General features: G+C 63.7%; 16 protein-coding genes. 11 read left to right on the forward strand and 5 right to left on the reverse strand.

Annotation, left to right across the window (positions count from 1 at the left end; translation table 11 throughout):
- The first annotated feature begins 144 nt into the window (after window positions 1-144).
- The 5 genes from ACNAOU_RS19380 to ACNAOU_RS19400 all read left to right on the forward strand — a co-directional run bounded on the left by ACNAOU_RS19380 (window position 145) and on the right by ACNAOU_RS19400 (window position 4,218).
- Window positions 145-666 (forward strand): MarR family winged helix-turn-helix transcriptional regulator, encoded by a 522-nt coding sequence (locus tag ACNAOU_RS19380; protein ID WP_018778225.1) that lies wholly within the window; start codon window positions 145-147, stop codon window positions 664-666.
- Between the two features lie 54 nt (window positions 667-720).
- Window positions 721-1,536: a methyltransferase domain-containing protein gene (locus tag ACNAOU_RS19385; RefSeq protein WP_018778224.1), complete on the forward strand. Its 816-nt coding sequence runs from the start codon at window positions 721-723 to the stop codon at window positions 1,534-1,536.
- 90 nt (window positions 1,537-1,626) lie between these two features.
- On the forward strand, window positions 1,627-1,986 hold the full coding sequence (locus ACNAOU_RS19390) for a YciI family protein (protein ID WP_018778223.1): 360 nt from the start codon (window positions 1,627-1,629) through the stop codon (window positions 1,984-1,986).
- Window positions 1,987-2,004: 18 nt separating this feature from the next.
- The gene (locus ACNAOU_RS19395; RefSeq protein WP_422757530.1) at window positions 2,005-3,216 is read left to right on the forward strand and encodes an RNA polymerase sigma factor; all 1,212 of its coding nucleotides are present in this window, start codon (window positions 2,005-2,007) and stop codon (window positions 3,214-3,216) included.
- An 18-nt stretch (window positions 3,217-3,234) separates the two neighbouring features.
- A complete protein-coding gene (locus ACNAOU_RS19400; RefSeq protein ID WP_422757531.1) occupies window positions 3,235-4,218 on the forward strand; it encodes an aldo/keto reductase in 984 nt (327 codons plus the stop codon).
- On the opposite strand, the gene ACNAOU_RS19405 is transcribed toward ACNAOU_RS19400, so the two are convergent.
- The 3 genes from ACNAOU_RS19405 to ACNAOU_RS19415 all read right to left on the reverse strand — a co-directional run bounded on the left by ACNAOU_RS19405 (window position 4,203) and on the right by ACNAOU_RS19415 (window position 6,153).
- Complete coding sequence (locus ACNAOU_RS19405) at window positions 4,203-4,652, reverse strand: hypothetical protein (RefSeq protein ID WP_422757532.1); 450 nt, start codon at window positions 4,650-4,652, stop codon at window positions 4,203-4,205. The two genes, ACNAOU_RS19400 and ACNAOU_RS19405, sit on opposite strands and share 16 nt — an antisense overlap.
- Window positions 4,649-4,840 carry a hypothetical protein gene (locus ACNAOU_RS19410; RefSeq protein ID WP_146230300.1) on the reverse strand — a complete coding sequence of 64 codons (192 nt, stop codon included), beginning with the start codon at window positions 4,838-4,840 and terminating at the stop codon, window positions 4,649-4,651. Before ACNAOU_RS19410 ends, ACNAOU_RS19405 begins: the two co-directional genes overlap by 4 nt.
- A 221-nt stretch (window positions 4,841-5,061) precedes the next feature.
- On the reverse strand, window positions 5,062-6,153 hold the full coding sequence (locus tag ACNAOU_RS19415) for a DNA polymerase IV (protein WP_422757533.1): 1,092 nt from the start codon (window positions 6,151-6,153) through the stop codon (window positions 5,062-5,064).
- 654 nt (window positions 6,154-6,807) lie between these two features.
- On the opposite strand from ACNAOU_RS19415, the gene ACNAOU_RS19420 reads away from it, so the two are divergent.
- A complete protein-coding gene (locus ACNAOU_RS19420; RefSeq protein WP_018778217.1) occupies window positions 6,808-7,434 on the forward strand; it encodes a LysE family transporter in 627 nt (208 codons plus the stop codon).
- Window positions 7,435-7,471: 37 nt separating this feature from the next.
- Window positions 7,472-7,825, forward strand: a complete 354-nt coding sequence (locus tag ACNAOU_RS19425) for a hypothetical protein (protein WP_055972799.1) — start codon at window positions 7,472-7,474, stop codon at window positions 7,823-7,825.
- 25 nt (window positions 7,826-7,850) lie between these two features.
- Here ACNAOU_RS19425 and ACNAOU_RS19430 read toward each other — a convergent pair whose 3' ends face one another.
- Window positions 7,851-8,888, reverse strand: a complete 1,038-nt coding sequence (locus ACNAOU_RS19430; protein WP_422757534.1) for a LacI family DNA-binding transcriptional regulator — start codon at window positions 8,886-8,888, stop codon at window positions 7,851-7,853.
- Window positions 8,889-9,061: 173 nt separating this feature from the next.
- On the opposite strand from ACNAOU_RS19430, the gene ACNAOU_RS19435 reads away from it, so the two are divergent.
- Genes ACNAOU_RS19435 through ACNAOU_RS19445 form a run of 3 tightly spaced genes read left to right on the forward strand, consistent with a single transcriptional unit; the run spans window position 9,062 to window position 12,482 of the window.
- On the forward strand, window positions 9,062-10,078 hold the full coding sequence (locus ACNAOU_RS19435; RefSeq protein WP_422757535.1) for a nucleoside hydrolase: 1,017 nt from the start codon (window positions 9,062-9,064) through the stop codon (window positions 10,076-10,078).
- Window positions 10,078-11,520, forward strand: coding sequence for an MFS transporter (locus ACNAOU_RS19440; protein ID WP_018778213.1), 1,443 nt, complete (start codon window positions 10,078-10,080; stop codon window positions 11,518-11,520). Before ACNAOU_RS19435 ends, ACNAOU_RS19440 begins: the two co-directional genes overlap by 1 nt.
- Window positions 11,517-12,482 (forward strand): ribokinase, encoded by a 966-nt coding sequence (locus ACNAOU_RS19445; RefSeq protein ID WP_422757536.1) that lies wholly within the window; start codon window positions 11,517-11,519, stop codon window positions 12,480-12,482. Before ACNAOU_RS19440 ends, ACNAOU_RS19445 begins: the two co-directional genes overlap by 4 nt.
- Window positions 12,483-12,586: 104 nt before the next feature.
- On the opposite strand, the gene ACNAOU_RS19450 is transcribed toward ACNAOU_RS19445, so the two are convergent.
- Window positions 12,587-12,898 carry a hypothetical protein gene (locus ACNAOU_RS19450; RefSeq protein ID WP_422757537.1) on the reverse strand — a complete coding sequence of 104 codons (312 nt, stop codon included), beginning with the start codon at window positions 12,896-12,898 and terminating at the stop codon, window positions 12,587-12,589.
- A gap of 99 nt (window positions 12,899-12,997) precedes the next feature.
- On the opposite strand from ACNAOU_RS19450, the gene ACNAOU_RS19455 reads away from it, so the two are divergent.
- The gene (locus ACNAOU_RS19455; protein WP_422757538.1) at window positions 12,998-13,603 is read left to right on the forward strand and encodes a TetR/AcrR family transcriptional regulator; all 606 of its coding nucleotides are present in this window, start codon (window positions 12,998-13,000) and stop codon (window positions 13,601-13,603) included.
- The last annotated feature ends 51 nt before the right edge of the window (window positions 13,604-13,654 follow it).

A 13,654-nucleotide genomic window follows, 5' to 3' on the forward strand; every position in this document is an offset into this window, starting at 1 on the left:
CGTGCGGGTCTTTATTCCACCATAGATTATCTCTATGATGGAACTATTCCAAGGCCTCAAGGGAAGGAATGCCGGATTCGGGGACTGCGAGGAGTAATATCCGGAAGGCAGCAAACACGAGACGACGCTGGCAGGAGGGCGGACATGTCGGACTCATCAGTCCCGCGCCCCGACGCACGCCCAGGAGCGGATTCCCAAACCGCGGCGCCACAGGAACTGGTGCGGATCCTCCAGGACTTCACCCTGGAGGCCAACCATTACGTGGACGCAGCCGGCGGGCAGAACGACATGCACCGGACCGACATGAATGCGCTGGCCGTCATCATGCGCCACTCCGCGGCCGGCAAGGTGGTCACGCCCGGCGTGCTCCGTGCCGAACTCCGGCTCAGTTCCCCCGCCACCACCGCCTTGATCGATCGCCTGCACGCCTCCGGGCACGTTGTCCGTGAACGCCTGGGAACAGACCGCCGCCAGGTCCAACTCCACATGACACCCAAGGCGTACCGCGACGGCAGCGCAATGTTCATGCCGCTCGCCATCCGGATGGGCAAGGCGATGGCCGCGTACAGCACCGAAGAACTGGAGCTGGTCCAGCGCTTCATGACCGACATGGTGGAGGCAACCGTCGAAGCCCGCCAACAGGCAACGCACCCGGAACCGAAGTAGCGGCAGTTCAGGCCGTTCCACCAAAACCGGCATGCGTGGTTGTAGCGTTTCCCTATGAACGCGCAGCAGCCTGAAGATGTCTATACCCACGGACACCACGAGTCGGTTGTCCGGGCCCACGCCTCACGGACGGTCGAAAATTCGGCCGCGTTTGTCATCCCGCATCTCACCACCGGGATATCGGTCCTCGACGTCGGTTGCGGACCTGGCAGCATAACGTGCGATTTCGCGGGGCTGGTTGCGCCCGGGCAAGTAATAGGCCTGGACCGGTCTGCCGATATTGTGGCTCAGGCAACCGCACTCGCCGCCGAGCGCGGCGTGGACAACGTGACCTTCCAGACGGGCAACATCTACGATCTCGACTTCGAAGACGAATCCTTCGACCTCGTCCACGCCCACCAGGTCCTCCAGCACCTCACCGACCCCGTCGCCGCGCTGCGCGAGATGCGCCGGGTGGCCAAGCCCGGCGCTATCGTTGCCGTGCGGGACGCCGATTTCCATGGCATGAGCTGGTACCCGGAAGTCCCTGAACTTGATCACTGGATGGAGCTCTACCAGAAGATCGCGCGCCGCAACGGAGCAGAACCCGACGCCGGCCGACGCCTGGTCTCGTGGGCGCAGCAGGCAGGTTTCACACAGGTGGCGCCCACCAGCAGCAACTGGCTCTACGCCACGGCCCAACAGCGCGCCTGGCAATCCCGGGTGTGGAGTGAACGGGTACTGCACTCGGCTTTCGCCGAGCAGGCCTTGGAGTACGGCTTCGCAAACGAGGCCGACCTCGCCCGGATCGCAGCCGGATGGCACCGCTGGGGCGCTACAGAAGACGGCTTTTTCCTCATTCCCAACGGAGAGGTCATCGCCCGGGCCTAGAAAGTTTTGGGACCCATGTAGAAAAGTCCGCCGCTGTTCCGACCCATGGGTGAAGCGCCCACACAGGGCGCCACGTCAAAGGAGTTTGAGATGAAATACATGATCATGATGTTCGGATCGGCCGAGGGCATGATGGAGACCGCCGATCCGGAATGGATCCGGGAAATGATCGGCTTCATGATCCAGATCGACAAGGACCTGACCGAATCCGGCGAACTCGTCTTCAACGCCGGCTTGGCCGACGGCAGCACGGCCAAGCTCGTCAAACAAACCCCGGATGGCGTGATCACCACCGACGGACCCTACGCCGAGGCCAAGGAGTCCTTGGTGGGCTACTGGGTGGTGGATGTTGCCAGCGAGGAACGCGCCGTGGAGATCTGCTCCAGCATTGTGAAATACGCGCAGGTCGTGGAGCTTCGTGCCATCCCGGACGGACCACCGGAGGTCTAGCTGGACTCTGACCGGGGCATGCACATCGAGGACCTGCTGCGCACCCTCGCGCCGCAGGTCCTCGGCGTGCTGGCACGCAAGAACGGCCAGTTCGATGCATGCGAAGACGCCGTCCAGGAAGCCCTGCTGGAGGCCGCACTTCAGTGGCCCCATGACATGCCACGTGATCCGAAGGCCTGGCTGACGGCCGTCGCAAACCGAAGGCTTGTGGATATGTGGCGGAGCGAAAGCGCCCGGCGTGCCCGCGAAGAACGCGTGTCGGCCATGGACGCCGATCACTCCTACCAGCCAGCTCCGGAAGCAGACGACACCCTTACCCTCATGTTCCTTTGCTGCCACCCCGCCTTATCGGCACCGTCGCAACTCGCCCTTACTCTGCGGGCAGTTGGAGGACTCACGACGGCGGAAATCGCCTCGGCTTTCCTGGTCCCCGAAGCGACCATGGGACAACGCATCAGCCGTGCGAAACAGGGGATCCAAAAGGCGGGAGCGACGTTCAGCATGCCGCCGCCTGCCGAGCGGAAGGCGAGGCTCGGCGTCGTACTTCACGTCCTGTACTTGATCTTCAACGAAGGCTACGCAGCGAGTTCGGGTTCGTGGCTGCAGCGCGAGGACCTCACCACGGAGGCCATCCGGCTGACCCGGTTGCTGGTGGCCGCTGTGCCGTCGGAGCCTGAGGCGACCGGGCTGCTGGCGCTCATGCTGCTGACCGATTCCCGTCGCGCGGCACGTGCCATGGCCGATGGAACACCGGTTCCGCTGGCTGAGCAGGACCGGAGCCTGTGGAACCGCGGGCAGATCGATGAGGGCATTGCGTTGTTGTCTTCAGTGCTGGGACGGCGCGCCGCCGGGCCGTACCAACTGCAGGCGGCGATTGCTGCTGTGCACTCCGAAGCGTCCTCCCATGACCAAACCGACTGGCCTCAGATCCTGGCCCTCTACACGGTGCTGGAGGCCGTGGCTCCCAGCCCCGTCGTGACGCTGAACCGTGCGGTAGCGATGGCGATGGTGAACGGGCCGGCCGCCGGTTTGGAGTTGCTCGCCGGCTTGGATGATGCACTCGGCCGGTCACACCGCCTGGACGCGGTCAGGGCCCATCTGCACGAGATGGCTGGCTCCTTCCCCGAGGCCCGCGCAGCGTTCCTGGACGCAGCAAGGAAAACCCGCAGCCTCCAGGAGCGGCGATACCTGCTGGGCAAAGCCGCAAAGCTGGACTCCACCGGGCCCTGACCCCATATAGTCGGAACCATGGAACAGCGCATACTTGGCAGGACCGGCCGATCCGTTTCAACCGTCGGGCTGGGAACATGGCAACTCGGAGCCGACTGGGGTTCCGTCACTGATGCGGACGCCTTTGCCGTGCTGGAAGCCTCAGTGGAGCATGGCGTCACGTTCTTCGACACCGCGGACGTCTACGGCGATGGGCGCAGCGAGCAGTTCATTGGACGCTTCCTCAGTGCCCACCCGGAGCTGAATGTCACCGTAGCCACCAAAATGGGGCGCAGGGTGGATCAGGTCCCCGAAAATTACACCCTCAAGAACTTCCGCGAATGGACCGACCGTTCGCGCCGCAACCTGCAGCAGGACACCCTGGACCTCGTCCAGTTGCACTGCCCGCCCACCTCTGTTTACAGCAACGATGAAGTGTACGACGCCCTGGATACCTTGGTCAGTGAGGGTGCCATCCGCAACTACGGCGTCAGCGTGGAGCGGACGGACGAGGCCCTCGAAGCCATCAAACGCGGAAACACTGCCTCCGTGCAGATCATCCTCAACGCGTTCCGTCTGAAGCCCCTCGACGAGGTCCTGCCCGCAGCCAAGGAAGCCGGCGTCGGCATCATCGCCCGCGTACCGCTCGCCTCCGGCCTGCTCTCCGGAAAGTACACGCCCGAAACGGAGTTCCCCGCCAATGACCACCGGAACTACAACCGGGACGGGTCCTCGTTCGATGTCGGCGAAACGTTCTCCGGCGTCGACTTCGCCACCGGCGTCAAGGCCGCGCAGGAGTTCAGCGCACTGGTTCCCGACGGCGTCACCACCCCCCAAGCGGCCCTCGCGTGGGTCGTAGCCCAGGACGGCGTCACGTCAGTGATTCCGGGAGCCCGCTCCGCCCAGCAGGCTGCTGCCAACGCGGAAGCCGGAGAGATGAAGGTTGTCGGTGCGGGTCTCGGCGATGGGGTTCGGGATATCTACGACCGTTACTTCCGCGAAGCGATTCACCCACGCTGGTAGGCGGCAGGCTCCAGGCCTCGCTTGCTGTGAATCGTGTCCGCTGCGATTACCGCGATAAACCCCAATATCAGTGGGGAAATGCCCCCATCAACAAATGCCATGGCCAAGAGACTCGTCCTTGTCGTGTGAACGGTTTCATAAAACAGCAGAGACAAAACCGACGCCAATACCAAGGTGCCAAACACGAGCATCTTTAGACCCCTGTCGACTGCAAGTCTTCGATAGCCAACAGAGGCAGCGAAGCACACCAGTACGGTAGCGACCCGAAGTTCCCACGGAAACCGTTTGGCGATAGAGGTGGTCGGTGTGCCGGAGAGATCGAACAAGTATCCATTGAGCATGCCCTCCGTTTGAAGAGCGAGATAACCGGCCACCAGTACCACCAACACTGAGCCGATGGGCATCACCACTGCTGCGAGTTTAGGTTTTTTCATGTGAACGACTGCTTCAAAGCAAAGGGCAAATTGGAAAAAGTAAATTTGACAGGCGTTGCATCCACATCCGAGGGCAGCAGGTAAATGGCGACGGAGCGGCCGCCACACCTGGCGTTTGCGTCCTTATCCAAAACTCGACCACTGACGGCATCAACGGCAATATTCATTCTTGATGATGCAATTTGCATTTCTCTCCATCCCCATTACGGGACCCCCGGTTAGAGAATAATACCGATGCGCAAAGCGATCAACTATAGTCACCGGCAATTTTCGAAGCCCAAGACATGCTGGACAAACATGGAGATGCACTTAGAACGTGAACCATCAATTCGTGACGCGAATTGTGAAACTATTTATTGAATCTTAGCTGTCAGGTCCGCGCCGATAGGCGGCAGGCCGGCGTCGGGCGTTACCAACCGCTGCGTGTTGGCGTGTGGCCCTTCCTGGCTTCCTCGGGCATGGCCATTTCTGCCCGCAATCCGAGTAATCGGATGGGGCGGTCGGGCTCGATCTTGGCGGTGAGGCCGAGGGCCTGGGCCAGGACTTCGTCGCGGTCGTAGGTCTCGGGAATTTTCCTGGCATAGGTCTTGGTGAAGAACGGCTTGTACCTGACCTTGAGCGTCAGCCCAACCACGGGCCGGCCTTCGGCGGCGACGTCTTCCAGGACCCGGGCCGTCAGCTCCTTGAGGGCGTCCTCGATCTGGCCAGGTTCCGTCAGGTCCTGTTGGAACGTGGTTTCGCGGCCGTGGGCCCGGGCAACCCAAGGGGTGTCGTCCACTTCCGCGGCACCCTCGCCACGGCCCAGTTGCGCGTACCACGGGCCCATTTTCGGGCCGAATTCCGGGACCAGGTCCTGGGGATCAGCGGCAGCCAGGTCGTTGACTGTGGTGATCCCGTGGGTGGCCAGCCGCTTGGAAATCTTCGGCCCGACGCCCCACAGCTCAATGGTGGGCTTGTCCCCCATGACCTCCAGCCAGTTGTCCTTCGTCAGGCGGAAGATGCCGGCGGGTTTGCCGAAATCAGTTGCGTTCTTGGCGCGGACCAGCGTGTCACCGATACCCACGCTGCAATGGAGCCGGGTGTTTTCGAGCACGGCTTCCTGGATCTGCTGTGCGTAAGCTACCGGGTCCTCGGTTTCCACTCCGACAAAGGCTTCGTCCCAGCCCAGCACTTGCACCGTTGCGCCGGGTTGCTCACGCAGGGTGGCCATCACGGTTTCCGAGGCCGCCAGATAGGCTTCCTGGTCGACCGGCAGGATGATGGCGTCCGGCACTTTCCGCGCTGCGATGCGCAGCGGCATGCCCGAGCCCACGCCGAACGCCCTGGCCTCGTAGGACGCCGTCGAAACGACTGCCCGTTCCGTGGGGTCTCCGCGGCCGCCGACAATGATCGGCTTACCGGCCAGCTCGGGCCGCCTCAGTACCTCGACCGCCGCTATGAACTGGTCGAGATCAACGTGCAGCACCCAGGGAGTTCCGCTCACGGGATCAGTCTGCCTCATTGCCGGGGGCCTTGGCTGTACCTTCACGACCCTCTTTCAACTCACAGCAGCGCTAAATCAACCTATTCCGGGTGCATTCCGTGGCTGCAGCGGCTAAACAAGGTCAGGAAGCAACGCGTCCCGGCCACCCGGCCTGAGCCTTCTCAACAAAGCAGCAGGGAAGCGATCCACAGCTCAAAACCCCTCGGGGGAAAGAAGCCTCCGTTCCCTTAGGGTTGGAGGACCAGGAAGAAGTCCTGTGGTGCCGTTAAAGAACAATGGACCCGACGGCAATCGGGTCCCTGTTCGGCGCGGTGCGCTCATTTGGTGCGGTTGGAGGGCCTTAGAACCTCAAACATCACCTCTTGAGTCTATGGCCCCCGACACCATGGGCGCAACGCTTGTAGCTCCCATGGTGTGGCCGCGTCCTGTTCCCTCGGGAGGAGGTGCCCGGTATGAAGTCCAAACGGAAACGCGAGGAATCATGGGGCGCCTGGAACCTCGTGGTCAACATCATCCGGCTAGCCGTTGATGTTGCCCGCTGGTTCTGGCACAACATCCCCTAAGCGGGGGCAGTGGCCGCCAGCCCCAGGTTGGCGGCCACTGTCACAAGTCCGGCAAAGGTGGTCGTCGCGGTACGCGTCCCGGCCACCCGCCGCCCCCGCATAAGCTGAGATGGTGCAGTTTTCACTTTGGCTGGCCCTGGTAGGCGCCGGCACCCTCATCAGTTTCACTCCCGGCGCCGGCGCGATCTTCACCATGAGCAACTCGCTGAACTCAGGCTTCCGACGCTCCATCTGGGGCATCCTCGGCCAACAGGTGGCGTTGATCATCCACATCCTGATCGTCGCTCTCGGTGTGGGTGTCCTGGTTTCCAATTCGCCGGTCATCTTCAACGTCATCCGATACGCTGGCGCCGCGTACCTGGTCTACCTTGGCATCCGCCAATTCCTGCGCAAGCCTGACTTGGACAAAGAGCAGGTCGATGACAAGAAGAACGAGCCCGCACTGTCCATGTTCCAGCGGGGTGTCTGGGTCAACCTGCTGAACCCAAAGGCAATTGTCTTCTTCCTGGCCTTCATGCCGCAGTTCATCCGCCCGGACCAGCCCCTGGTACAGCAATATGTAGTGCTGACCGCAACAGTCCTCGCCATCGACATCATTGTCATGTGGTTCTTCTTCGCCTTGGCAGCACGTTCATTCCAACGCTTTACCCATGACCAGAAGGGCCAAAAGGTCCTCAACCGCGTGTTCGGTTGCCTGTTTGTGCTGGTCGGCATCCTGCTGGCGGTCATTCACTAACCCCGGTACGTCATGGCCGAATGCTACGGTCGGAGGCATGGAAGCTGACTGGATCGAGCACCGGCGCGCGGATGACGGCGAGCATGTGGGGTGGATGAAGCCCGTGGATGACGGATTCGTCGCCATCGACATGCTGGGACGCCCGCGCACGGACGTTGTGGATTGGTTCACCGCCGAGGAAACGCTCAATGACCTCGGCCTGCGGTACCTGGCCGACCCCCATGAATTACGGCTCGACGACGGCGGCTGGCTGCGCGTGCGGATCGCGGAGGTCACGCCCTCCGCAGTTCGGGTGAAGAAGGACGACTGGGGCGACATGACCGCTCCGCAGATCTACTTCACAGTTTCGCTGCCTGTCACAGAGGAACAGCTCCGCCCGTTGAAGCGATAGCCGGCCGGAGCTATGAAGACCGGTTCTACGCCGTAGATCCGCGCACCACCAGGGAGCTCTCCAGCGTCACATGCGGCTCCTTGAGAGCCACACCCTCCATCAGCCCGCGGAGCTGCTCCCCAGCTCTGCGGCCCAGCGGTCTCGCGGGCAGGTGCACAGTGGTGAGGCTGGGATTGCTGGTGGCCGAGTAGGGCAGATCATCGAAGCCCGCAACAGCCAACTCCTGCGGAATGGCGACGCCCTCCACCCGCGCTTCCTGCAGTACGCCGTAGGCGTGCGTATCCGTACCGCAGACGACGGCGGTCACCCCCTCGCGCTCCCACGCGGGCCAGGCGTCGGCGAAAGCAGCGGCGGCAGCACCGACGTCGATCGCTGTACTGATGACATGCCCGGCGTCGACCACCAGCCCGCAGGCAGCGGCTTCTTCCAGGAAGGCTTCACGGCGCAGCTGGAACGTCGCGGTTCCGGTGATGCCGTCGACGTAGGCGGCACGGGTGTGTCCGGATGCAGCCAGGTGCCGGGCCAGTTCGCGGGCGCCTTGGGCAACATCGAGATTCACGGAGGGTGCGTAAGCTTCCAGCCCCGGGGCGTCCAACAGCACCAGTGGACCGGCCGCGGAAAGGTCTTCCAGGAACTCAGCGCTCGGAGCACCCACCAGCAACCCCGCCGGGCGGAGGGCCAACAACTTACGCACGTCGGAAGCCTGCGGCGATTCGCCGGCGTCGGTCACTGAGAGGAGCAGCTGGTACTCCGCACCCAAGGATTCCCGCACCCCGGCGATCACGTTGGCGAAGAACGGGTTGGACACGTCAGGGGTGACCAGGATGACGATGGAGCTGACTCCGCGGGCCAACGAGCTGCCGATACTGTCCACCACGTAGCCCAGTTCGGCGATCGCAGTACGGACGCGGGAGATATTGTCGTCAGATACCCGGCCCTGGGTTTTGCCGTTGGCCACCAGGGAGACCGTGGCTGTGGAAACACCGGCCCGGGCGGCCACCATGGCAGCCGTCACCCTGGGCGTGCGATGAGCACGGCTGCTGCGCCGATCCAGGGATTCCATGCATCGATCGTAGCGTTGTTCCGCTGCTCTGACCTGCGCCAAGGCATCAAGCGCTTGACGCACTCTACGTTAAGCGTTTGACGTTCTGGCCGGTCGGATGCCAGAATCGCCCTGAATGCTTATCGCCCTGCCCGGGCAAGTTCCCGGCAGGCCCCAATGACGTGGAGACAAACGTGGACCCCAACACACGCAAGAAGATCATTCTTGACTGCGACCCCGGCCATGACGACGCAGTGGCAATGCTGCTGGCGCACGGCAACCCGGACATCGAATTGCTCGCTGTGACCACCGTGGTGGGCAACCAGACCCTTGAGAAAGTCACCCGTAACGCCCTCTCGGTAGCCACCATCGCAGGCATCACCGGAGTTCCGTTCGCCGCCGGCTGCGACCGCCCCTTGGTCCGCACCATCGAAACGGCCCCCAGCATCCACGGCGACTCCGGCATGGACGGCCCGGAGCAGCCCGAGTCCGCCATCGAGCTCGACCCGCGCCACGCCGTCGACCTCATCATTGAAACCGTCATGGCGCACGAGCCGGGCACCGTCACACTGGTTCCCACCGCCGGACTCACCAACATCGCGATGGCCGCGCGCAAGGAACCGCGCATCGTGGAGCGTGTGAAGGAAGTCGTCCTCATGGGCGGCGGCTACCACGTGGGCAACTGGAGCGCGGTGGCCGAGTTCAACATCATCATCGACCCCGAGGCCGCACACATCGTCTTCAACGAAAAGTGGCCCGTGGTGATGGTCGGCCTCGACCTCACGCACCAGGCACTGGCCACGGACGAGGTGGTCAACAACATCGCGGCCATCGGCACCAAGCCGGCCAAGTTCGTCCTGGAACTCATGGAATTCTTCAAGAAGACCTACAAGGACGCCCAGGGCTTCGACTTCCCGCCGGTCCACGATCCGTGCGCCGTGGCCTACGTCATCGATCCCAGCGTCATGACCACCCGCAAGGTGCCCGTGGACATCGAACTCCAGGGCAAGCTCACCCTCGGCATGACCGTGGCCGACTTCCGCGCGCCCGCGCCGGAGGACTGCCACACCTCGGTGGCTGTTGACCTCGACCACAAGAAGTTCTGGGACCTGGTCACCGATGCGATCCAACGGATCGGCGAACCAACGCACGACGGCGGCGCTGACGCCACCGTGATTGCCGAAACGGTCCTGGCAGGAGAGTCCAACTAATGTCCACGCTCACCGAAACAAAGTCCGCGCGCGGCAACGTCACCGCGCTCATGGTTGCCCTGCTGGCAGCCTGCGTAGCCTTCCAGCTCAACGCCTCCATGCTCAGCCCTGCCCTGGTCACCATGGGCAACGAACTCAACACGGATCAAGCCACCATCGGCCTGTCCCAGACCTGGTTCTTCACCGCTGCCGCCCTGTTCTCGCTCTTCCTTCCGCGCCTGAGCGACATCGTTGGCCGCAAGAAGATCCTGGTGGGCATGATGCTCCTCATGGCCGTCGGATCCGTCATCGCCGCGATGGCCCCTGACGTGACGTGGCTCTTCGTGGGCCGCATCATCCAGGGCGTCAGCGGACCGACCGTCCCGCTGTGCCTGATCATGCTTCGCTCCGCCGTCAGCAACCCGCGCAAGTACGGCACGCTCATGGGCCTCATCACGGCCGTCAACGGCGGCGTGGCCGGCGTCGACTCTTTTGTCGGAGGCTACTTCGCTGAGAACTTCGGCTTCCGCAGCATCTTCTGGCTCATGGTGGCCCTCGCCGTGGTGGCCACGGTCCTTATCGCCGTCCTGGCCGGCGAGAGCAAGCCTGCCGCCGGCACCACCATGGACTGGCTGGGCGTCTTCTTCATCGTGATCGCCGTGGGCGCACTGCTGACGGCACTGAACGAAGGCTCCAAACTGGCCACCGCCTTCGATTCCGGCACGTTGACCCTTGCCATCAGCCTGACGGTGATTGCCGCCGTCGCCTTCTTTGCGTTCTGGACTGTCGAGAAGCGCGCCAAGCAGCCCATGGTGGAAACCGTGCATCTGCGCCAGCGCTCCACGTGGGCACCACTGCTGACCACCACCCTCACCATGACCGGTATCTTCGCGGTCATCAACGGCATCGTCCCGGCCTACGTCCAGGCTGCCGATCCGGGCTTCGGCGTCGGCCCCACGGAGATGTCGCTGATCATCCTGACGCCGTACGCGCTGCTCGGTTGGATCTTCGGCCCGATCAGTGGCCGCCTCGCACCGATTCTGGGCTACACCAAGGTCCTGCGCATCGGCCTGGTCGGCAGCCTCGTGGCACTGGCCATCATTGCGTTCTTCGGCCTCAACAACCTGCCCATGATGATCCTGGGCACGGCCCTGCTGGGCATCATGTACGCCGGCACCGTCAACATCATGCTGAACGGACTTGGCGTGGTCCTTTCGCCGCAGGGCAACCCCGGCTTCCTCCCGGGCATGAACGCCGGCGCTTTCAACCTCGGTGCCGGGTTGAGCTTCCTGGTCCTTCCCGCCGTCCTCGTCGCAACGGCCTCCCTGAATGATGCCAAGGCGTCGTACCTGACCGTTGTGGTGGTGGGCCTCGCGATCACGTTCGCCGCGTTTGCCGCTTCGCTGCTGATCCCCAAGCCGGTGGACGCAGAAGTGGCCGAGGCCGGGAAGGTGGCCGCATGAGCAACGGCAGCAACGCGCCCAAGGCGGGGATCGTCGTCGTCGGCTCCCTCAACGCCGACCTCACCATCTACACCGACCGCCTCCCCGACCCCGGCGAGACGGTCCATGGCAACGGGTTCGCGGTGAACCCTGGGGGCAAGAGCGCCAACCAGGCGGTGGCTGCCAGCAAGCTCGGCGGCAAGGTCAGCCTGATTGGCGCGGTGGGCGAGGACCCCAACGGCACCATGCTCCTGGACTCGACCGCCAGCGCCGGAGTGGACGTGTCCCGCGTCCGACGCTCCGATGCAGCTACCGGCGTCGCGGTCATTTCCGTCGACGCGCGCGGCGAGAACAGCATCATCATCTCCGCCGGAGCGAACGGCACGCTGCGGCCAGCGGACGTGGAGGCTGCTGCTTTCGCCGACGCTGCCGTCGTCTGCCTGTGCCTGGAAGTGGGGATGGATACCGTGGTGGCCGCCGCGCAGGCAGGGCACGACGCCGGAGCCACGGTTCTGCTGAACCTCTCACCGTACGCTGAGGTGCCCGAGGTTCTGGCCGGCCTGAGCGACGTTCTGTTGGTGAATGCGCACGAGGCCGCGATGTTCCTTGGCTCGGAGGCTGACATTCCCGATGCCGACGCCGAAGCTGAGGCATGGGAGCCGGTCCGGGCCCAATTCGCGGACCGTGGACTGCAGCGTGTGCTCGTGACGCTGGGCGCGCAGGGCTCCGTGGTCTTGGACTCGCTCGCCCGTGGAGCGGAGGACCAGATCACGCGCATCTCCCCCACCAGGGTGGACGCCGTGGACACGACGGGCGCCGGAGATGCGTTCACGGGTGCTGTTGCTGCCCGGCTGGCCGCAGGTGATTCGCTGGCCGACGCGGCCGCGTTTGCCTCGGTGGCCGCCGCCCTGGCCGCAACGAAGAAGGGCACGCAGGCCGCGTATGCGAGCCGCGAAGAAGTCGAGGCTGCACGGGCGTCCTAAGCGGCACGGCACCCAACCAGGGGACAGCACGCGCTCTCATGAGCCTTCATTGGAGCGTGCACTGTCCCCTCTTTGGGTTAAGGGGACTTACGGGCTGCCTTGGGTTAAGCGGACTTGCGGGCTGCGCGCTGGGCTGCGCGCTCCACGGCTTTGCGGGACAGCGCTCCGTGGCCGGCCATGAGGCGCGGCACCACGAGATAGACGGCCGTGGGGACAACGAATGCGGTCAGCACGAGCGCGCGCAGAACGGGATGCCAAGGCTCCATGATCGGGCCGAGCAGCAGCATTCCTGCAGATACAAGCGGAAATATGGCGATCCAGGTAATGAGCGCCCGCATGTGAACGGAGGGCCCCTGCGGGCGGGCGGCGGCCGGGGCCACGGGGGCAGTTGTTTCGGCGGCGACTTCGGTCGTCATCAGATTCTCCAACCAGATAGTTGCAATTGACTTGAGATCACAATAACCCGACCTTGGAACAATTACAACTACTTAGTTGGAAACTGCTAATATGACCCTATGGCATGGGACACGGAACGAACCAAGGCACTGCTGCTGGAAGCGGCAACCACCGAGTACTGCACACGTGGACTGGCGGGCGCCCGTATCGACAGGATCGCGTCCGAGGCCGGCGTCAACAAAGAGCGGATCTACCAGTACTTCGGGAACAAGAACGGGCTGTTCGACGCCGTGATTGTCGCGGCGCTCAGCTCCCTCATGGACGAAGTACCCATCGAGGGCAACGGCCCCGAAGCCATGGCGGACTATGCGGGCCGGCTCTTCGACCATCACCAGGAAGACGCAACGGCCCCCCGTTTGCTGTTCTGGGAAGGCCTGGAACGGGGGTCCGACGTGGTTGGCCTGCCCAAACGCATGGCCAACTGCGCATCGAAGGTCAACAGCACCATCGCAGCCCTGCCCGGAATCTCCCGGGAAGACGCGGGAGACCTCCTCATCACCATCGTGAGCCTCTGCGATTCCGCACCGGTGTTGCCGGCCTTGGACGGACTCATGGCCGGCAATGACCCCGGCCGCATCCAAAGGCGACGCGCCGCCGTCGTGCGCACCGTCTACCTGGCCGCAGCAGCGCTGGCCGCCGAAGCCACAGCAGCCGCCACCGCCTGATCGAAGCGGTGCAGAACCTCCCCCTGTGACAGCTTTGACAGCAAAAGTGAC

The sequence above is a fragment of the Paenarthrobacter sp. C1 genome, from assembly GCF_049315185.1.
In the GTDB taxonomy this organism is placed as follows: domain Bacteria; phylum Actinomycetota; class Actinomycetes; order Actinomycetales; family Micrococcaceae; genus Arthrobacter; species Arthrobacter nicotinovorans.